Source organism: Lentzea sp. NPDC037011 (assembly GCF_055607425.1).
The window spans coordinates 82364-102327 of record NZ_JBVJRT010000010.1; the positions used below are offsets into that span (position 1 = coordinate 82364).

Below are 19964 nucleotides of genomic sequence, written 5' to 3' on the forward strand. Positions count from 1 at the left end.
AACTCCTGCCGTGGACTGCGGGAAGGGCACATGTGATCGGGAAGATCAGCGCGCTCGTCGGCGTGCTCGTCATCAGCATCGTGGCGGGCGTCGCGCTCGGCCCCGTCTCCGTCCCCTTCGGCGTCACCGCCGACCTGCTGTGGCAGGCGGTCACCGGCGGCACCGTGCCCGCCCACCTCGCCGGGCAGTACCACATCGTCTGGAACATCCGGCTGCCGCGCGTGCTGCTCGCCGCCGTCGTGGGCGCGGGGCTGAGCGCGGTCGGCGTCGCGATCCAGGCGATGGTCCGCAACGCGCTGGCCGACCCGTACGTGCTCGGCATCTCCTCGGGGGCGAGCGTGGGTGCCACGGCGGTCGCGACGATGGGGGTGCTGTCCGGGCTCGGCGTGTACGCGCTGTCGACGGGGGCGTTCCTCACCGGGCTCGGTGCCACCGCGCTCGTCTACCTCACCGCGCGGTCGAGCGGGGCGCTCACGCCGTTGCGGCTCGTGCTGACCGGCACCGCGCTCGCCTACGGGTTCTCGGCCGTGGCGATGCTGCTGGTGTTCCAGGCACCGCACGGGGAGGCGGCGCGGGCGGCGATGTTCTGGCTGCTCGGCAGCCTCGGCGGGGCGGACTGGAGGTCGTTGCCGGTCGCCACGGTCGTGACCGCGCTGGGCATCGCCTACCTGATGGCCAAGGCGCGGCCGTTGAACGCGCTGGCGATGGGCGACGAGACCGCGACCACGCTCGGGGTGGCGGTCAACCGGTTCCGCACGCACCTCTTCGTCGTCACCGCGGCCATGACCGGGGTGCTGGTGGCGGTCAGCGGGGCCGTCGGGTTCGTCGGGCTGATGCTGCCGCACCTCACGCGCATGGTCGTGGGCGCCGACCACCGCAAGGTGCTGGCCCTCGCACCGCTGGCCGGTGCCAGCTTCCTGGTGTGGGTGGACGTCGCCGCGCGGATGCTCGCCGCACCCGAGGAGCTGCCGCTCGGCGTCATCACGGCCGCGCTGGGCGTGCCGTGCTTCATCTTCCTGATGCGCCGCAGGGCGTACGTCTTCGGAGGCCGCTGATGCGCGTCGAGGTGCACGACGTCACCGTGCGGAACATCATCTCCGGCATCACGCTGCACGCCTGCGACGAGGTGGTCGGCATCGTCGGGCCGAACGGCAGCGGCAAGTCGACGACGTTGCGCTGCGTCTACCGGGCGCTGCGACCGGACGCCGGCGCGGTCCTGCTCGACGGCGAGAACGTCCACAGGCGACAGGGCCTCGCCCGCGACCTCTCCGCGCTGACCCAGGAGTCGCAGGTCGAGTTCGACTTCACCGTCACCGAGGTCGTGGAGATGGGCCGGCTGCCGCACGACCGCGACCCCGTGCGCGACGCCGCTGTCGTCGCCGATGCTCTGGCCACAGTGGACGTCGGGCACCTCGCCGCCCGCAGCTTCCTCAGCCTTTCCGGCGGGGAGCGCCAGCGGGTGCTGATCGCCCGCGCCATCGCCCAGCAACCCCGCGTGCTCGTGCTCGACGAGCCGACCAACCACCTCGACATCCGCCACCAGCTCGACGTCCTCGCGCTCGCGCGGGGACTCGGCGTCACCGTCCTGACCGTGCTGCACGACCTCAACCTCGCCGCGTCGTACTGCGACCGCCTCTACGTCCTCGACGAGGGCCGGGTGGTCGCCTCCGGCACCCCGGCGGAGATCCTCGTGCCCGAGCTCGTCGCCAAGGTCTTCCACGTCACCGCACACGTGGTCGCCCACCCCACGACAGGAGTCCCCCAGCTCCTGTTCGACCAGGAGGTCACCCCGTGAGAACCGCACTCGTCACCGCCGCCCTGCTGCTCGTCTCCGGGTGCGGCGCCACGGTCGCGCAGGACACCTCCGCGACCGAACCCGTCACCGTCACCAACTGCGGGCAGCAGGTGACCTACGACGAGGTTCCGTCCAAAGTGGTCACCAACGACACCGGCATCACCGAGCTGATGTTCGCGCTGGGCCTCAGGGACCGCATGGCCGGCTACGTCGTCAACGGCATCGACACCGTCGACGTGCGGACCTCGCCGTGGAAGGCCGACTTCGACAGCGCGAAGCACCTGTCCGACAAGATCTCCAAGGAGGTCGTGCAGGGCGCCAACGCCGACCTCGTGTTCGCCGGCTGGAACTACGGCTTCAGCGAGAGCACCGGCTTCACCCCGGACGCGTTGCGGCAGCTCGGGATCGCCACCTACCAGCTCACCGAGGCGTGCCGCAACGGCGTGGGCAAGCAGCGCGGCATCATGCCCGCCCTCGACGCGCTCTACACGGACCTGCGCAACCTCGGGAAGATCTTCCGGGTCGAGGCCAAGGCAGAGGAGCTGGTCAAGGGCTACCAGCAGCAGATCGAGAACGCCGGCAGGCTGATGGCCGGCAAGCCGCGGCCCAAGGTGTTCCTCTACGACAGCGGCCAGGACCAGCCGTTCACCTCCGGCAGGAACGCGGCCCCGCAGGACGTCATCTCCAAGGCCGGCGGCGACAACGTCTTCGGCGACCTCAACGACAGCTGGACCACGGTCAACTGGGAGGCCGTCGTGCAGCGCGACCCCGACGTCGTGCTCATCGTGGACTACGCCGACGGCGAGGCGAACACCCCGCAGGAGAAGCAGCGGTTCCTGGAGGGCTACGCACCGCTGCAGAACTCGCCGGCCGTGCGGAACAAGCGGTTCTACGCGCTGCCGTACGCCGCACTGGTCGAGTCGCCGCGCAACCCGGCCTCCATCGAGGCCTTCGCGCGGTACCTGTCCCAGGCGTGAACCCGTGACCAGATAGTGGGAGATTTCCTCCCGTCACTTGGTACGTCGTGCTGAGCTGTGGCAGCATCCCGGTCATGGCTCAGCACACCGCCATCATTATCGACGAGCGCGTCGGGTAGTCGCCGCCCCTGGCACCCGACGCGCAGACCTCTCGCATCCGCGGGAGGTCTTTTTGTTTGTCCTGGACAGGAGATGACCCGCGATGGCCGGCCCCGCCGACGAGTTCCACGTCTACGACACGACGTTGCGCGACGGCGCACAACGCGAGGGCATTTCGTACTCCGTCACGGACAAGCTCGCGGTCGCGCGGCTGCTGGACGGGCTCGGCGTCGGGTTCATCGAGGGCGGCTGGCCCGGCGCTCTGCCCAAGGACACGGAGTTCTTCGCCCGCGCGGCGGCGGGGGACCTGGAGCTCAAGCACGCCGAGCTGGTCGCGTTCGGCGCCACCCGCAAGGCCGGTGTGCGTGTGGAGGAAGACCCGCAGGTCAAGGCGTTGCTCGACTCCCAGGCACCGGTCGTCACGCTCGTGGCGAAGTCGGACCTGCGGCACGTCGAACGCGCGCTGCGCACCGACGCCGAGGAGAACCTGCGGATGGTGCGCGACACCGTCCGGTTCCTCAAGGACAACGGCCGGCGAGTCTTCCTCGACGCCGAGCACTTCTTCGACGGCTACGCCTTCTCCCCGGACACCGCGCTGCGCGTGCTGGAGTCCGCTGTGGAGGGTGGCGCCGACGTCGTCGTGCTGTGCGACACGAACGGCGGCCAGCTGCCGCTCGGCCTCGCCGAGACGGTCGCCGACGTCATCGCGAAGACCGGCTTCCGGGTGGGGATCCACTGCCAGGACGACACGTCCTGCGCCGTGGCGAACACCCTCGCCGCCGTCCAGGCAGGCGCGACGCACGTCCAGTGCACCGCCAACGGTTATGGCGAGCGAGCAGGCAACGCGGACCTGTTCGCCGTCGTGGGAAACCTCGTGACCAAGCTCGGCCTGGAGGTGCTCCCGACCGGGGCGCTGGCCGAGCTCACCCGTGTCTCCCATGCGTTGGCCGAGATCGCGAACATCGCACCCGACACCCACCAGGCCTACGTCGGGTCGTCAGCATTCGCCCACAAGGCGGGTCTGCACGCGAGCGCGATCAAGGTGGACCCGGAGCTGTACAACCACATCGATCCGGACACCGTCGGCAACGACATGCGGGTGCTGGTCACCGAGATGGCCGGTCGGGCGAGCCTCGAACTCAAGGGACGTGAGTTCGGGCTCGACCTGGCCGGCCGGGGGACCGAGGTCGGGACCGCGCTGAAGCGCGTGAAGGACCTGGAGGCGAAGGGCTGGTCGTTCGAGGCCGCCGACGCCTCCCTGGAGCTGCTGCTGCGCGGCGAGCTGTCCGAACTGGACACCCCGCCGTTCACCCTGGAGTCCTACCGGGTCGTGCTCGACCACCGCTCGGACGGCGAGATCGTGTCCGAGGCCACGGTCAAGGTGCACGTGGCGGGGGAGCGGGTCATCGCGACCGCCGAGGGCAACGGACCCGTGCACGCACTGGACGCGGCCCTGCGCAAGGCGTTGCTGCCGCACCTGTCCTGGTTGGACGCCGTCGAGCTGGCCGACTACAAGGTGCGCATCCTCACCGAACACCCCGGCACGGACGCGGTGACGCGCGTGCTGGTGGAGTCGACGGACGGCGAGCGCGAGTGGACGACCGTGGGGGTGCACGGGAACATCGTCGAGGCCTCCTGGCTTGCACTGTGCGACGCGTTGGTGCACAAGTCGATGCGTTCCGGCTCACACATCTAAGGTGTAGTACGTGCGTATTGCCAGGATCGCTCACCCGCAAGGCGTAGCTTTCGTCGCCGTTCACGGCGAGGAAGCCGCAGAGATCGCCGAACACCCCTTCGGCGAACCGACTTTCACCGGACGCAAGTGGCCCTTGGCCGACGTCAGGCTGCTCGCGCCCATCCTGCCCACCAAGATCATCGGGGTCGGCCGGAACTACGCGGACCACGCGGCGGAGCTCGGCAACGAGGTCCCCGCGGAGCCGTTGATCTTCTTCAAGCCCAACACCTCGGTGGTCGGGCCGAACGTGGAGATCAAGCTTCCGGCCGCGTCCGAACGAGTGGACTTCGAAGGCGAGCTGGCCGTCATCATCGGCCAGCCGTGCCGGGACGTGTCCAGGGCCAAGGCCATGGGCGTGGTGATGGGCTACACCATCGCCAACGACGTCACGGCGCGCGACCTGCAGAAGAAGGACGTGCAGTTCACCCGTGCCAAGGGCTTTGACACCTTTTGCCCGATGGGTCCGTTCATCGAGACCGAGTTCGACCCGTCGGACGTCCGCGTCGTCACCGAGGTCGACGGGGAGGTCAAGCAAGACGGACGTACTTCCTCGATGGTGCACGACATCCCGTCGCTCATCGAGTACGTCTCTGCGGTCATGACGCTGCTGCCCGGCGACGTGATCCTCACCGGCACGCCCGCCGGCGTGGGACCGCTGAGGGCCGGACAGACGGTCTCCGTGACTGTGGACGGCCTTGGCACGCTCACCAATCCGGTGGCAAATAGGTAGCCGTACGGAGCAATCCGGCGTTCGGCAGGTTACGCACCGGGGTACCCGCTAGTAACTTCCCGGTGTCATGACGGACCCCGCGTCCACCCGCGTGCTGCTCGTCGACGGTTCACAGCTCCTCACCGAGGGGCTGCGGATCTCGCTGCACCGCACGCACTCCTTCCGCGTTGTGGGCATCGCCCACACCGTGGCCGATGCCGCGCGCTGCCTGCGCGGCGTGCCGGTGGACCTGGTCGTCACGGACTTCGACGTGCCGGGCGCCGGACCGCTGCGCACCGTGCGGGACACGGCGCAGTACCGGCCGGACGCCCGCGTCGTCGTGCTGTCCAATGCGGACAGTCCGAGCTGGGCCCGCGCCGCGCTGGACGCCGGCGCGGTCGCCTACCTGCTGAAGACCTCACCCGTGGCCGAGCTGCTGCCGCTGATCGCGGCCGCGGTGCGGGGTGCGCCCGCCACGATCGACGCACGGGTGGGGTCCTTCGCCCGGTTGCCCGCGCGGATGCCGCCGCCCGCCTCGCTCGGCCGGCTGTCGGCGCGGGAGTTCGACGTGCTGGCCGAGATGGCGAAGGGCATGGACAACGCCCGCATCGCCCAGCGGCTCTTCATCAGCAACGACACCGTGAAGACGCACGTGAAGGCGATCCTGCGCAAGCTCGGCGCCCGCGACCGGGCCCACGCCGTGGCGATGGTGCTCGGGGAGAGCTCCGAGGCGTTCGTCACGACCTGACGATGGTCTGCGGTGCCCTGCGCGCGAAGTCCGGCGCGTGCTCCGGACGTGGGCCGATGGCCACCAGGTAGGCCGGCACGGCCTGCAGGAACGGGAACCGCCGCGCCACCCGGAGCATGAACGGCGTGCCGGTGCTCGACACCGTCTCGGTGCTGTTGAGCTTGCGCCCGAGGAACAGCCGGTGGACGGCCCGCTGCATCGTCTGGACGACCACGGTGGGGAAGAGCCTGCGGCTCCGCACCTTCGCGAGCACGGCACCCGTGACCCCGCCCTGCCGCAACGGCTTCGCGAGCAGCGCGGCCGCCGCGACCGCGTCCTGGACGGCGAGGTTGATGCCGACGCCACCGACCGGCGACATCGCGTGCGCGGCGTCACCGATGCACAGCAGACCGTCGACGTGCCAGCGCCGCAACCGGTCCAGCTTCACGTCCAGCAGCTTGACGTCGTCGAGGGTGGTCAGGTGCCCCACCCGGTCGGAGAGCCACGGCACGAGCGTGACGAGGCGGTCGCGGAACTTCTCCACGCCCTCCGCGCGCACCTGCTCATCGGTGCCCTTGCGGATCAGGAACGCGCACTGGAAGTACTCACCGCGCGGGATCAGCACCATGCCGCTGCCCGCGCTGAACCGGCCCGCACCGCCGCGGACCGGGTCGTCCTCGGTGCGCGGCAGCCGGAACCACCACACGTCCATCGGCGCGCCGAAGCGGTACACCGGCAGCTCCACGGCGTCGCGCAGGATCGAGCCGCGCCCGTCCGCCGCGACGACCAGGTCCGCGGCGATCTCGCCCTCGTGCCCGCCGGCCCGGTCCCGGTAGGTGACGCCGGTGACCCGGCCGCCGCTCCTGGTGATCCCGGTGACCTCGGTGCTCATCCGCAGGTGGAACCGCGGCTCCAGCCGGCCCGCGTCCGCGAGCAGGTCGAGGAAGTCCCACTGCGGCACCATCGCGATGTGCCGGTGGGCACCGGGAAGCCGGTTCAGGTCGGCGATCGTGGCCTTGCGGCCGCCGTCCAGCAGCACCTCGACCTCGTCGACCAGCTGGTGCGGCACCTGCTCGAAGGCAGGCCCCAGGCCCAGCTCGTCGAGCAGCGTCAGCGTCGACGCGTGCACGGTGTCACCGCGGAAGTCCCGCAGGAAGTCGGCGTGCTTCTCCAGCACCGTCACCTCGACGCCCCCGCGCGCCAGCAGCAACCCCAGCACCATTCCCGCGGGTCCGCCTCCGACGACGAGGCAGGTGGTCCTCTCCATGTCGATCCCCTCTTTTCAACCCTCGTTGAATAAATTCAGCATGCTCCTGATCGCCATGGCCGTCAAGCCGGTCGTGCTGTGGCGGGTGTCGCGCGGTCGCACCGCAGCTCGACAGTCCTCTGTGGACTGTCTGGTACCCCAGGCCCCGAAACCGTTGCGGCTGGTGCGATCCAGTGCGACTGGAGCTAAGGTGTCGCGCCGCTGGAACAACCGCCTTCCGAGTGGTGCCAGGGGTAGTCGAACAACACTCGTCCGGGCGATTGCATTCGGCGGCCGGACGAGTCTCACTGGTTCGTTCGGGGCCTCAAGGTCGGCTGGATCGAGCAAGGACCCACGGGAATCACCTCGTTAGCCGAATCGGACGAGGGGCCCACGCACCTAACCTTCCTGGGTGACAACTGCGTCCCCGACTTTCACGCGTAAGAGAACCGGCGAGATCCGCGCTGTGTGCCTGGACGTCGACGACACACTTGTCGACTACAGCACCTCTTCGCGCGCCGCGTTGGCCTCGATGGTCGGTAACGCCGACGCTTGGTCGTTGTGGCAGCGGATCACCGACGACCACGTCTCCCGCCAGCTCGCCGGCGAGCTCCAGTACGAGCAGATGCGCAACATCCGCACCCAGGCCTTCTTCTCCGCCCTCGGCGAGGAGCTGTCGATCGAGGAGGCCACCCGCCGCGAGCTCGGACGCCAGGCGGTCCTCTCGGCGGGCTGGTGCCTGTTCCCGGACGTCATCCCCATGCTCGACTGGCTGCGGGCCACCGGCCTGCCGATCGCCGCGATCAGCAACGCCTCCGGACGCCACCAGCGCGTGAAGATCGCCCAGCTCGGCCTTTCGCCGTACTTCGACGCCGTGCTCATCGCCGGCGAAGTCGGCTGCGCCAAGCCCGACCGCGTGATCTTCCACACCGCGTGCCTCGCACTGGGCGTCCCGCCCGGCGACACCGTGCACGTCGGCGACCGGCTGCACGCCGACGCCATCGGCGCCAGGGACGCCGGGATGCACGGCGTCTGGATCAACCGCACCGGCCCCACCGGCGGCACCCTGCCCACGGGCCTGTCGTCCATCACGACGCTGGCGGAACTGCCGGAGCTGCTCGTCTGCGAGCTCTCCGCCGCCACCGCCTGAGCGCTCCCCGAGACCGGCTCCCACCTGGGCTTTTGCCGTTAGGTGGGGGCCGATTTCACTTCTGGCGGGGACGTGGTCTAGTATTTCTCCCGGCAGCAACGAGGGCCTTCGGAACTCAGCGAGAACCGAAGACGATCGTGAGAGCCAATGGGGTATGGTGTAATTGGCAGCACGACTGATTCTGGTTCAGTTAGTCTAGGTTCGAGTCCTGGTACCCCAGCTGCTGAGAAAAAATCGAGAGTGGTAAGCTCCCGATCGAGAATCTCGGCAAAGCAAGAAAACGAACTGAATAGCCCGGATTTGGAACCGGCAGAGCGATCTGATAAGGTTCCTCCAGGCAAGAAGTTCTAGGGCCCCGTCGTCTAGCGGCCTAGGACGCCGCCCTCTCAAGGCGGTAGCGAGGGTTCGAATCCCTTCGGGGCTACAGAGGTGGGAGAGGCCTGTCAGCGGAAAGCGCTGACAGGCCTCTTTCGCTTTGTCCTCTGGGGGCCGAGCCCCCAGACCCCCAGCCGGCGGGCTTCGCCCCCGGACCCCCCGTTGGGGTTCCCGTCGAGGAATGTGCGGGCTTCGCTTCGCTCGCCCCTTGGGTGACAAACAACGAAGGCAGACTGGGCGTCGCTTCGCTCGCCCCCGATTAATGGGAGCGGTGGCGGGGGCTTATTAGTTTGGTGCGACAAAGCCCCCGGCGCTGGAGCGACGGGGGCTTTGTGTGTGGAGGGTTACAGGCGGCTTTGGAGAGCTTCTGCGGCGGCCAGGAGGTCTGCTGCCCAGCGGGCGCCGGGGCGGCGGCCCATGCGGTCGATGGGGCCTGAGACGGAGACTGCGGCCACTACGGCGCCGGAGGAGTCTCTGACTGGAGCGGAGACTGAGGCGACGCCTGGTTCGCGTTCTGCGACGCTTTGCGCCCAGCCGCGGCGGCGGACCTCCAAGAGCGTGCGTTCGCCGTAGACGGCGTCCGCGAGGACCGCGCGCTGGGTACCGGGATCCGACCAGGCCGCCAGGACCTTCGCGCCCGAACCCGCCGTCATCGGCAGGCGGGCACCGATCGGCACGGTGTCGCGGAGACCCGACGGCGGCTCCGCCGACGAGACGCAGACGCGCTGCATGCCGTCACGGCGGTACAGCTGCACGCTCTCACCGGTGATGTCACGCAGCCGCGGCAACACCGAGGACGCCGCGTCCAGGAGCGGGTCCGTCGCACCACCCGCCAACTCCGCCAGCGCCGCACCCGGACGCCAACGGCCGTCAGAGCCCCGGCGCAGCAGGCGGTGCACCTCCAGGCCCACGGCCAAGCGGTGCGCTGTTGCTCGCGGAAGGCCGGTGCGATTGCACAACTCAGCCAGGCCGCACGGATCTTTTGCCACGGCGTTCAACACGGCCACTGCCTTGTCCAGCACGCCGATCCCGCTATGCTGTCCCACAAGCCGATACTAACTTCCCAGACAGTGAGAAGTCCAGATCTGTCGGCACGTCCAGACTGTGGGAGATGTCGCGATGAGCCGCACGCTCGCGGAGAAGGTGTGGGAGGCACACGTTGTGCGCCACGGCAGTGGCGCGGAGCCGGACCTGCTCTACATCGACCTCCACCTGCTGCACGAAGTAACCAGCCCCCAGGCGTTCGACGGGCTGCGCCTCGCCGACAGGAAGCTGCGCAGGCCCGACCTCACGATCGCCACCGAGGACCACAACGTCCCGACCGTCGACATCGACAAGCCGATCGCGGACCCCGTGTCGCGCCTGCAGGTCGAGACGCTTCGCCGCAACTGCGCGGAGTTCGGCGTGCGGCTGCACCCGATGGGCGACCTGGAGCAGGGCATCGTGCACGTGGTCGGCCCGCAGCTCGGCCTCACGCAGCCCGGCATGACGGTCGTGTGCGGTGACAGCCACACGTCCACGCACGGCGCGTTCGGCGCGCTGGCGTTCGGCATCGGCACGTCCGAGGTCGAGCACGTGATGGCGACGCAGACGTTGCCCCTTCGTCCGTTCAAGACGATGGCGATCAACGTCGAGGGAGCGCTCAAGCCGGGCGTCACGGCGAAGGACGTCATCCTCGCCGTCATCGCGAAGATCGGTACCGGTGGCGGGCAGGGCTACGTCCTGGAGTACCGCGGCGCCGCCATCGAGGACCTGTCGATGGAAGCGCGCATGACGGTCTGCAACATGTCGATCGAGGCGGGCGCCCGCGCCGGCATGATCGCGCCGGACGACACGACCTTCGACTACCTGGAGGGCCGCCCGCACGCACCGTCCGGCGCGGACTGGGACAAGGCCGTCGAGTACTGGCGGACGCTGCGCACCGACGACGACGCCACCTTCGACGCCGAGGTGACGATCGACGCCGACGAGCTCACGCCGTTCGTGACGTGGGGGACCAACCCCGGTCAGGGCCTGCCGCTCGGCGCGAGCGTTCCCGACCCGGAGGCCATCGCCGACGAGAACGAGCGCGTGGCCGCCGAGAAGGCGCTGTCGTACATGGGCCTGGAGCCCGGCATGCCGCTGCGCGACATCCGGGTGGACACCGTCTTCCTCGGCTCGTGCACGAACGGGCGCATCGAGGACCTGCGGGCCGCCGCGGACGTCATCAAGGGCAAGCGCGTCGCCTCCGGGGTGCGGATGCTCGTCGTGCCCGGTTCGATGCGGGTGCGCAGGCAGGCCGAGGACGAGGGCCTGGACAAGGTGTTCCTGGACGCGGGCGCCGAGTGGCGGCAGGCCGGCTGCTCGATGTGCCTTGGCATGAACCCGGATCAGCTCGCCCCCGGCGAGCGCAGCGCCTCGACCTCCAACCGCAACTTCGAGGGCAGGCAGGGCAAGGGCGGCCGCACGCACCTCGTGTCCCCGCTCGTGGCGGCCGCGACGGCCGTGCGCGGCACCCTGTCGGCCCCCGCAGACCTGGAGAACTGACCATGGACGCCTTCACCACCCACACCGGCGTCGGTGTGCCGCTGCGCAGGTCCAACGTGGACACCGACCAGATCATCCCGGCCGTCTACCTCAAGCGCGTGACCCGCAGCGGGTTCGAGGACGGCCTCTTCGCCGCCTGGCGCGGTGACGAGCACTTCATCCTCAACCAGGAGCCGTTCCGGGCCGGCAGCGTGCTCGTGGCCGGCCCCGACTTCGGCACCGGCTCCTCCCGCGAGCACGCCGTCTGGGCGTTGATGGACTACGGCTTCCGGGTGGTCGTCTCGTCCCGGTTCGCCGACATCTTCCGGGGCAACGCGGGCAAGCAGGGCCTCGTCGCCGCCCAGTGCTCCCAGTCCGATGTCGAGCTGCTGTGGAAGCTGCTCGAGTCGGAACCCGGCACCCCGGTCACCGTCGACCTCACCGACAAGACCGTCCGCGCCAAGGACTTGGTGGCGCCCTTCGAGATCGACGACTACACCCGCTGGCGGCTTCTGGAAGGCCTCGACGACATCGCTTTGACACTGCGCCACGAGGCCGAGATCAGCGATTTCGAGGGCAATCGCCAGACTTGGTTGCCCACAACGGATCCGCTTCCGGCGGTCTGAGAGGGGGCCGGATTCTCCCCTTGAGAGGGGCGAATCCGGCGCCCGGAGTCCCTCGAAGGGGCGCAATTAGCCACGCCACAACGAAAATTTTGGCGTGGCGATTGGTATTTCCCGCGATTTGGGCCTACCGTTGCGTTCTAGTCGGCCCGAGCTAGGGCCGTGAGCGTCCTGGGAGGGACTGAAGGTGAACAAGGCCCAGCTCATCGAGGCGCTCGCCGAGCGCCTCGGAGACAAGAAGACTGCCGGTGCTGCTGTTGACGGTCTCGTCGATGTGATCGTGCGAAGCGTCAACAAGGGCGAGAAGGTCAACATCACGGGCTTCGGCGTCTTCGAGAAGCGTGCCCGCGCGGCTCGCACTGCGCGCAACCCGCGCACCGGCGAGACCGTGAAGGTCAAGAAGACCAACGTGCCCGCGTTCCGGCCCGGCTCGACGTTCAAGGACGTCATCAGCGGTGCGAAGAAGCTGCCGAAGGCCGTTGCGGCCAAGGCCGCCGCGAAGCCCGCCGCCGCCGCTGCCACCGCGAAGCCCGCGGCCACCAAGGCTCCGGCGACCAAGGCCGCGACGACCCGCGCGACCACGACGCGCACGCGCACGGCCGCGGCCGCCACCAAGGCGCCCGCGACCCGTCGCACCACCACCACGGCCGCCGCGGCGAAGACCACGGCTGCCAAGGCGCCCGCGAAGGCGCCCGCCACCAAGGCCGCCGCCGCCACGAAGACGACGGCTGCGAAGACGACGGCTGCCAAGGCCACCCCGGCCAAGAAGGCCCCCGCCGCCAAGACGACGGCCGCGGCGAAGCCCGCTGCCAAGACGACGGCCGCGGCCAAGCCGGCTGCTCGCAAGACGGCTGCCAAGAAGAAGTGAGACGGGCCTCCCGGAGAGGAGGCTGCGTCACTTCAGCATCATGCGAAAGGCCCCGGTGTGCGCACACCGGGGCCTTCGTGTTCGCCGGTGCGGGCCGGAACCGGCGCTGAGTTCGCAGGCGTGAGCTCGCGGCGCGGATGGCGCCGCCAATCTCCATTCCGCCAATACAAATAACGCTCGGCCCTTCCGAACGCACCCCCGCACAAGCGAAACCGCCGCCTTCCCGGCCCACTCAGTTGCCGGAGGCGAACTTTCGTCGGGCGAGAAGGCGGCGGCGGTGCGAGCGCGGCCGGAACGGTCTCAGGGACGGGGCAGCGGCGAGGCCAGGTAATGCGCCGACACCAGCGTTGGCCAGCGCGAAGGCGCGTCCGAAGTGGACCAGGAGCCGAACGGGCGGGTGAAGGCGAGCACCCAGGTGCTGCCCTTCTTGCACGGGACCTCCGGCAGCCGCAGACCCCCGAGCTCGGCCAGCGTCTGCACCAGGGACGGGATCACCCCGCCCTGCGACGACACCACGGCCCTGCCTTCGTCAGCCGCGACCTCCAGCAGCCGCACCAGCCCCGCCTCCGGGTCGGGCCAGTAGCCCTCCTCGGACAGCCGCGGCTCCTCGACCACCTCCACGTCCAGGTCCGCGGCCACACCCCGCACGGTGTCCGCACAGCGCACCCGAGGGGCCGTGTGCACGCGCGTGGGCGCCCACAGGGGCAGCAGCGCTCGCAACGCCTTGGCCTGCCGCCACCCGGCGTCGGAGAGCGGCCTGAGGTCGTCGTCGCCCTCCCACTCGGACCGCTTGCCGGCCTTCGCGTGCCGCACCAGCAGCACCAGCAGCAGGTCCGCGGGCAGCCGCGCGAACTCGGCCAGCACCAGCCGGTCCGGTTCGTAGGTCAGCAGCGCGGTGGCCTCGGCGACCGGCAGCCAGCGCAGCTCGTCGACCTCGTCGTTGACCGCGAAGGACCCCGACACGGCCTCGGCCGCGTAGTAGTCGACCGTCTTCGGCACGCCCTTGACGTCGTAGGAGACCTGCTTCAGGTGCCGGCCGAGCACGCACGCGTACCCGGTCTCCTCGGCGATCTCCCGCACGGCGCACTGCGGGATGGTCTCCCCGTCGTCGAGCTTCCCCTTGGGCAACGACCAGTCGTCATAACGCGTGCGGTGGACCAGCGCGACCTCGACGTCCCCGTCGGCGTCGCGCCAGAGCACCGCACCGGCAGCTCTGATCACCCAAGGGCTCCGTGCTCGTGCAGCAGTTCCATTTGGTGGTCGCGCACGGACGTGCCGTCCGAGGGCGATGGTTCCCATTCTCCGTCGGCGCGCAGCACCCAGCAGCGGGTGTGCGGGTCCAATGCCGAGACGAAGATGTTCGAAAGCTGGTTCGTGAGCCGCGGATCGGTCACGCGAACGGCGACCTCGACGCGCCGGTCGAGATTCCGGTGCATCATGTCCGCGCTGCCGATCCAGAACTCGTCGCAGCCGACGAACTGGAAGATGCGCGAGTGCTCCAGGAACCGGCCGAGGATCGACCGCACGTTGATGTTCTCGGACAACCCCTTGATGCCGGGTTTGAGGCCGCAGATCCCGCGCACCACCACGTCGACCGGCACACCGGCCTGCGACGCGCGGTACAGGGCGTCGATGACCTGCTCGTCCACGAGCGAGTTCACCTTGATGCGCACACCGGACGGACGGCCCGCCTGCGCGTGCTCGATCTCCAGGTTGATGCGCTCCACGATGCCCTTGCGCACGCCGTAGGGCGCGACCAGCAGCGAGCGGTACTCGTCCTGGCGCGCGTACCCGGTCAGCACGTTGAACAGGTCCGTGAGGTCCGCGCCGATCGTCGGCTCCGCGGTGAGGATGCCGACGTCCTCGTACAGCCGCGCCGTCTTCGGGTTGTAGTTGCCGGTGCCGATGTGGCAGTAGCGGCGGATCGTCGAGCCCTCCTGGCGCACCACCAGCGAGGTCTTGCAGTGCGTCTTCAGGCCCACCAGGCCGTACACCACGTGCACGCCCGCCTTCTCCAGCGTGCGGGCCCACTTGATGTTCGCCTGCTCGTCGAAGCGCGCCTTGATCTCCACCAGCGCCACGACCTGCTTGCCCGCCTCGGCCGCGTCGATCAGCGCGTCCACGATGGGCGAGTCGCCGGAGGTGCGGTACAGCGTCTGCTTGATGGCGAGCACGTACGGGTCGGCCGCCGCCTGCTCGATGAAGCGCTGCACGGACGTGGAGAACGAGTCGTACGGGTGGTGCACGAGGACGTCGCCCTCGCGCAGCGTCGCGAACACGCTCTTCGGCGTCTCCCGCTCACCGAACGCCGGGTGCGTCGCCGGCACGAACGCCGGGTCCTTCAACGTCTTGCGGTCGATGCCGTAGAGCTGCCACAGGCACGACAGGTCGAGCAGCCCCGGCACGGTCACGACGTCGTGCGGGTCGACCTCCATCTCCCGCAGCAGCAGTTCGAGCATGTGCTCGGTCATGTCGTCGGCCACCTCGAGGCGCACCGGCGGGCCGAAGCGGCGCCGCGCGAGCTCGCGTTCCAGCGCCTGCAACAGGTCCTCGTCGCGGTCCTCCTCGACCTCCAGGTCCGCGTTGCGGGTCACCCGGAAGGCGTGGCACTCGATGACCTGCATGCCGGCGAACAGCTCGCCCAGGTGCGCGGCGATCAGCTCCTCCAGCGGGAGGAACGTCGCCGACGACGAGGACCGGTCCGACTCGACCCGCACCAGGCGCGGCACGTTGTCCGGCACCTTCACGCGGGCGAAGCGCTCGCCGCCGCCCTGCGGGTCGCGCACGGTCACGGCGAGGTTCAGCGACAGCCCCGAGATGTACGGGAACGGGTGAGCGGGGTCGACGGCCAGCGGCGTGAGCACCGGGAAGACCTGTTCGCTGAAGTAGTTCGAGAGCCGCAGCCGGTCGTAGTCCGTGAGGTCGCCCCACGTCACGATGCTGATCCGGTGCTCCTCCAGACCGGGCCTGATGTGGTCGAGGAACGCGCGGGCGTGCTGCTCCACCAGTTCCTGCGAGCGCTTGGAGATGGCCACGAGCTGCTCGAGCGGCGTGAGCCCGTCCGCGCTGCGCACCGTGAGACCGGTCTCCGCCCGCCGCTTCAGCCCGGCGACCCTGACCATGTAGAACTCGTCGAGGTTCGAGGCGAAGATGGCGAGGAACTTCGCCCGCTCCAGCAGCGGCTGCGAGGAGTCCTCCGCCAGCGCGAGCACCCGCGAGTTGAAGTCCAACCAGGACAGTTCCCGGTTGAGGTAGCGGTCGTCGGGCAGGTCGGTCGGCAGCGCGCTCGACGTCACGGCGGGCGGTGCGGAGGGAACACCCCGCACCGGCGTCGCCACCGGCTGCGCGGGCTGGGTCTTGCGCCGCGGTGGGTTGGACGCCCGCCTCGTGGCCGCGCGCGGCTGCTTGCGCGTGGTCGCCTCGGGCGGGGTCTCCGCCGCCTTGCTCCGCGTGGCTCGACGCCGGGGAGGTGTCGGCTTGCCGTCAGTGTTCTCCGTGCTCACGCCCCGCATTGTTCCGCACTATCGGCGTGAGCGCCCCCGCCGAGAACGTCCGACCGGTGAACTCCTCGTCACAGAACAGGCGGCCGGACGGCCGTCACGACGCCGCCGGCATCGCGTTCGAGCGTCACCCGCTGACCAGGGCGCAGCATCCGCCAGCCACCCGCCGCGACCGCTTCCGCGCTCACGTCGAGCAGAACGCCGTCGTCCCGCAGCACCACCGCGGAACCATCACCGTCAAACGTGGACACCGTCGCCTGCACGGAGCAGAACGATAGACCTCCGGACCCGACCGGCCGAACCGGTGCGCCGCCGGGCCGGCGTGGAGACCGGCCTCGCGACGTCCGACGTCACCGAACCGGACCAGCCGGAACGCCTGTTGATGTTGAGTTGGTGGTACTTGCAGATGCCGGCAGAGCCAGGGGGGAACTTGGGGCGTCGAAGGCACAACATCGTGTCTGCTGTGGACCCGGCCGGACTCGGGGTGCTGCCCACCGGCACGTCCGCGTGCATCAACGGGTGCTCGTTCCTGTGGACGGCGGGGTTGGGCAGGTCGGACGCCAAGACCGGCCCGCGAGCACCCGCCGGGTTCACCGCCCTGCGGGGCACGAGCCGGATCGGCCGGGGAGAGCGACCGGGAACCCGTGCCGCTCGCCCCGAACCCGTTCTACGGCTGAGCCTGCCCGATGGTCGCCAACCGCGCCGACTCCGGCGACTGCGGAGCGGGGGCCTGCGGAGCGCCCTGCTGAGGCACGTCCGCCTCCTGGACGCGCCGGCGGGCGATCACCCGGCGGCCGAGGTTGATCATCGGGATCTCGACCGCGCGGTACAGGACGCTCGCCAGCGCCAGCCCCAGCGCGGTGACCGCCACGGCCTGCCCGGTGCCGGACAGTTCGGGCCAGAAGAACCAGATGACCGTCGCCGCGACCGTCTGCACGAGGTAGAGCGAGTACGACCGCTCACCCACGAACTGCATGGGCCGGGTGGACAGCAGGGTCGTGACCGGTCCCGGCGAGACCAGCGCGGCGAGCAGGACCGCGGTCGCCACCGCGTAGACGGGGATGACCAGGACGTGACCGGGGATGCCCGCCAGCCCGTCGAGGAACGCGGCCATCGGCTTCACGGCCAGGTGCACGCCGGCGAATCCGATCGGGACGACGAGCTGCGCCGCGCGGTTCGTCAGCGGCCGCAGCACCGCGAAGCCGAGCGGGCTGTGCAGCGCGACGGCCAGCAGCACGCCGGTGAGGATCGAGAAGTAGTGCAGCGGCCAGCCGGGGTTGCCGTGGCCCACCGTGAAGTTGACCGCGACGAGCGCGAGCAGCATGCCCAGCAGCGCGGCACCGGCGCGGCGGCGCAGCACGACGGTGCCCAGCGCGATCGCCACCAACGGCCAGACCAGGTAGAACTTCTGCTCGATGCCCAGAGACCACGACTGGCCGTACGGGCTGTTGTCGGCGAACTCGTTGGTGAACGTGAGGAAGTACTTGAGCGACGGGCCGATCCCGTTGCTCGTGAACGTGCCGTAGAGCGCCGAGCTGACCGCGGCGACCGCCAGCACCACCAGGTACACCGGCATGATCCGGAAGGCCCGGCGCAGGTAGAACTCCTTGAGCGAGATCCGGCCGGTCCTGCGTTCCTCGCGCAGCATCAGCGTGGTGATGAGGAAACCGCTGAGGACGAAGAACATCTGGACACCGGCCCAGCCCTGCAACCAGTCGGGGCCGCCGTAGTGGAAGAACACGACGAGCACGGCGGCGATGGCGCGCAGGCCGTCGAGAGCGGGAAAGCGGCGCAACGCCAGGTAGTCGGCGTGCGTCAACGAAGACAACTCAGAACACCTCGGGAACGCGTCGGGGAACACGACGTCGGGGGCACGTCGCCAGGGGGGTTACTTCGGGGAATACGGATGTAAAGGTGCTGAGGGTTCCCGTTGCGTTGCTCGGAGTAACTGATTCGTGGCGTTCGTCACGGTGTCAGCAGGCTGGCAGTGCGGACAGCGCCGACAGGGGAGCGGCGGCCGCCACGTCGCGGCCGCGCCGGGTGAGCGCGCCGCCGTGGACCTCCAGCCAGTAGTCGTCCTCGGTCGTGTGCACGGTGGTGCCGCTGCGGACGTCCGTGACGTACGAGGACTCCGAGCGCCACGACACGAAGTCGCCGCTGACGCGCGGGAGCACGATGCCCTCCGTCTTCGGCACCGCCTCGATCTCGGCGATCCTGCGCGGCCGCGGCCAGTCCGCCCGCCAGGCGAACAGCTCGTCCTCCTGCGCCCACGCGAGGGTCCGGCCGTCCGAGGCCACGTCACCGCGGGGTGCCGCCGTCGCCAGCGGCTCCGGGACCACCGCCTCGCCGCGGTCGGTCCGCACCGCGCGGAACCTCCCGTCCTGCGTCCAGACGAGCATGTCGCCGAAGAACGCCGGCGACTTGCCCTTGCCCACGACGGTGTCCTTCTTCTTCGCGAGGTCGTGCAGGTGGACCTCGCCGGCGTCCGACCACGCGGCCTTGCCGTTGTGCAGCACGGGAGCGCTGCGGCCCGCGAGCTCGACGGGTGCGCCGTCCCTCTGGGAGTCCCAGGCGTAGATCGTGAGGTCGCGGCTCTCCTGGCCGGGCGCGGTCGCGAACGTGACCCAGCGGCCGTCGAACTCGACGTCCGAGATCTGCGCGTCGTCCTGCGCCGCCATGACCTGCTGGCGCTTGCTCCGGTCGCGCAGCACGAGCTCGGTGGTGCGGTTGCGCTTGGTCTTCACCAGCGTCGTGCCCGCGGTGCCGTCAGCGGCGACGACGCTCACGTGTTCGTGCGAACCCACCTCGGTCCCGTTGCGGGACAGCTGGTCCTTCCAGTCCGCGGGCAGCTCCGCGCGGCACGACAGCAGCTTGCTCGGTGCGGTGTACCCGTCCGGCCGGTCCAGGTGCAGTGCCGTGGCGCAGCCGGCGACGGCGGTGAGCACCGCCAGTCCGATCAGAGTTCGCATTGGTCCCCAAGGTCGTGGATCACCTCCGAGGACGCGTGTGAGCCGCTCAGGTTGTCCAGGCGGGCAAGGCGTTCGCGGTGTGCTGGCCCAGCCCGAGGGTCCGCGCCAGCCGCAGGTCCTCCTCCGTGTCCACGTCGCAGCGCAGCGACGGCCACGGTCCGGCCAGCGCGACCGCGCCGGACCGCTCGTGCAGCCCGGCGGAGCCGGCGCCGAAGCGCGGGTCGAGCTCACCACCGGGTGCGGCGAGCAGCAGCGTCGTGCCGGTGCCCTGGCGGTCGGGGACGAACGCGCGCCTGCCGTCGGCGGCGACCAGCGCCGCTTGCAGCTCGCCGGACCGCAACGCGGGCAGGTCGGCCTGCAGCGCTCCGATCCGGTGCGACCGCAGCGACCGGGCGCCGTGCAGCAGCGCCTCGTTGAGACCGGGCTCGGGCGGCTCCGGCAGCGCCGCGACGCCGAGCGCGGCCATCTCCGCGGCCACCGCCGGGTCGGATGTGACGGTGACCACGCGCCGGACACCGGGGGTGGCCAGAGCGGCGCTCACGGTGTCGAGGGCGAGCGCCAGCGCCAGCGCCGCGTGCGACACCGGATCGCCGCCGGTGGCACTGCTCAGCCTGGTCTTGGCCCTGTCCAGCGTCTTGACCGGAACCACGAGGTCGACTTCATCCCGCACCTCGTCATAGTCCACG

Annotated in this window: 18 protein-coding genes and 2 tRNA genes; 12 read left to right on the forward strand and 8 right to left on the reverse strand. The window is 70.0% G+C overall.

Annotated elements, in window-relative coordinates:
- Positions 1–32 precede the first annotated feature (32 nt).
- The 6 genes from ACZ7CH_RS28790 to ACZ7CH_RS28815 all read left to right on the forward strand — a co-directional run bounded on the left by ACZ7CH_RS28790 (position 33) and on the right by ACZ7CH_RS28815 (position 6063).
- Positions 33–1055 carry a FecCD family ABC transporter permease gene (locus tag ACZ7CH_RS28790; RefSeq protein ID WP_470375396.1) on the forward strand — a complete coding sequence of 341 codons (1023 nt, stop codon included), beginning with the start codon at positions 33–35 and terminating at the stop codon, positions 1053–1055.
- Positions 1055–1795: an ABC transporter ATP-binding protein gene (locus tag ACZ7CH_RS28795; RefSeq protein ID WP_470375397.1), complete on the forward strand. Its 741-nt coding sequence runs from the start codon at positions 1055–1057 to the stop codon at positions 1793–1795. The genes ACZ7CH_RS28790 and ACZ7CH_RS28795 overlap by 1 nt, the downstream gene beginning before the upstream one ends.
- Positions 1792–2772 carry an ABC transporter substrate-binding protein gene (locus ACZ7CH_RS28800; protein ID WP_470375398.1) on the forward strand — a complete coding sequence of 327 codons (981 nt, stop codon included), beginning with the start codon at positions 1792–1794 and terminating at the stop codon, positions 2770–2772. The genes ACZ7CH_RS28795 and ACZ7CH_RS28800 overlap by 4 nt, the downstream gene beginning before the upstream one ends.
- A gap of 202 nt (positions 2773–2974) precedes the next feature.
- Entirely contained in the window at positions 2975–4567 is a 1593-nt protein-coding gene (cimA, locus tag ACZ7CH_RS28805; RefSeq protein ID WP_470375399.1) for a citramalate synthase, read from the forward strand.
- 10 nt (positions 4568–4577) lie between these two features.
- Complete coding sequence (locus tag ACZ7CH_RS28810) at positions 4578–5336, forward strand: fumarylacetoacetate hydrolase family protein (protein WP_360391212.1); 759 nt, start codon at positions 4578–4580, stop codon at positions 5334–5336.
- A gap of 67 nt (positions 5337–5403) precedes the next feature.
- Positions 5404–6063, forward strand: a complete 660-nt coding sequence (locus ACZ7CH_RS28815) for a response regulator transcription factor (protein ID WP_360391209.1) — start codon at positions 5404–5406, stop codon at positions 6061–6063.
- On the opposite strand, the gene ACZ7CH_RS28820 is transcribed toward ACZ7CH_RS28815, so the two are convergent.
- Positions 6053–7309, reverse strand: coding sequence for an FAD-dependent oxidoreductase (locus tag ACZ7CH_RS28820; protein WP_360391206.1), 1257 nt, complete (start codon positions 7307–7309; stop codon positions 6053–6055). The two genes, ACZ7CH_RS28815 and ACZ7CH_RS28820, sit on opposite strands and share 11 nt — an antisense overlap.
- 391 nt (positions 7310–7700) lie before the next feature.
- Here ACZ7CH_RS28820 and ACZ7CH_RS28825 point away from each other — a divergent pair, with 391 nt between their 5' ends.
- The 3 genes from ACZ7CH_RS28825 (at position 7701) to ACZ7CH_RS28835 (ending at position 8862) form a co-directional block, all read left to right on the forward strand.
- On the forward strand, positions 7701–8438 hold the full coding sequence (locus tag ACZ7CH_RS28825) for an HAD family hydrolase (RefSeq protein ID WP_360391203.1): 738 nt from the start codon (positions 7701–7703) through the stop codon (positions 8436–8438).
- A gap of 148 nt (positions 8439–8586) precedes the next feature.
- Positions 8587–8658: transfer RNA gene (locus ACZ7CH_RS28830), tRNA-Gln, on the forward strand.
- Between the two features lie 131 nt (positions 8659–8789).
- Positions 8790–8862: transfer RNA gene (locus ACZ7CH_RS28835), tRNA-Glu, on the forward strand.
- A 295-nt stretch (positions 8863–9157) separates the two neighbouring features.
- Here the strand turns inward: ACZ7CH_RS28835 and ACZ7CH_RS28840 are convergent.
- Positions 9158–9859, reverse strand: a complete 702-nt coding sequence (locus tag ACZ7CH_RS28840) for an IclR family transcriptional regulator (RefSeq protein ID WP_053736944.1) — start codon at positions 9857–9859, stop codon at positions 9158–9160.
- A 73-nt stretch (positions 9860–9932) separates the two neighbouring features.
- Between ACZ7CH_RS28840 and leuC the strand changes: the two genes are divergently transcribed.
- From leuC to ACZ7CH_RS28855, 3 genes are all read left to right on the forward strand, one after another.
- Complete coding sequence (gene leuC / locus ACZ7CH_RS28845) at positions 9933–11339, forward strand: 3-isopropylmalate dehydratase large subunit (protein WP_360391200.1); 1407 nt, start codon at positions 9933–9935, stop codon at positions 11337–11339.
- Between the two features lie 2 nt (positions 11340–11341).
- Positions 11342–11944, forward strand: coding sequence for a 3-isopropylmalate dehydratase small subunit (leuD, locus tag ACZ7CH_RS28850; protein WP_360391197.1), 603 nt, complete (start codon positions 11342–11344; stop codon positions 11942–11944).
- A 184-nt stretch (positions 11945–12128) separates the two neighbouring features.
- The gene (locus ACZ7CH_RS28855; protein ID WP_360391194.1) at positions 12129–12809 is read left to right on the forward strand and encodes an HU family DNA-binding protein; all 681 of its coding nucleotides are present in this window, start codon (positions 12129–12131) and stop codon (positions 12807–12809) included.
- Between the two features lie 300 nt (positions 12810–13109).
- Here the strand turns inward: ACZ7CH_RS28855 and ACZ7CH_RS28860 are convergent, their stop codons facing one another.
- The 6 genes from ACZ7CH_RS28860 to cofC form a co-directional block, all read right to left on the reverse strand.
- Positions 13110–14027 carry an NUDIX hydrolase gene (locus ACZ7CH_RS28860; RefSeq protein WP_360391512.1) on the reverse strand — a complete coding sequence of 306 codons (918 nt, stop codon included), beginning with the start codon at positions 14025–14027 and terminating at the stop codon, positions 13110–13112.
- Positions 14027–16321, reverse strand: a complete 2295-nt coding sequence (locus tag ACZ7CH_RS28865; RefSeq protein ID WP_360391191.1) for an RNA degradosome polyphosphate kinase — start codon at positions 16319–16321, stop codon at positions 14027–14029. Before ACZ7CH_RS28865 ends, ACZ7CH_RS28860 begins: the two co-directional genes overlap by 1 nt.
- A gap of 59 nt (positions 16322–16380) precedes the next feature.
- A complete protein-coding gene (locus tag ACZ7CH_RS28870; RefSeq protein ID WP_360391188.1) occupies positions 16381–16560 on the reverse strand; it encodes a hypothetical protein in 180 nt (59 codons plus the stop codon).
- A 416-nt stretch (positions 16561–16976) separates the two neighbouring features.
- Positions 16977–18137, reverse strand: a complete 1161-nt coding sequence (locus ACZ7CH_RS28875) for an acyltransferase family protein (protein ID WP_470370808.1) — start codon at positions 18135–18137, stop codon at positions 16977–16979.
- Positions 18138–18282: 145 nt separating this feature from the next.
- Positions 18283–19278, reverse strand: a complete 996-nt coding sequence (locus ACZ7CH_RS28880; RefSeq protein WP_360391182.1) for a hypothetical protein — start codon at positions 19276–19278, stop codon at positions 18283–18285.
- 46 nt (positions 19279–19324) lie between these two features.
- Entirely contained in the window at positions 19325–19948 is a 624-nt protein-coding gene (gene cofC, locus ACZ7CH_RS28885; RefSeq protein ID WP_470375400.1) for a 2-phospho-L-lactate guanylyltransferase, read from the reverse strand.
- Between the last annotated feature and the right edge of the window lie 16 nt (positions 19949–19964).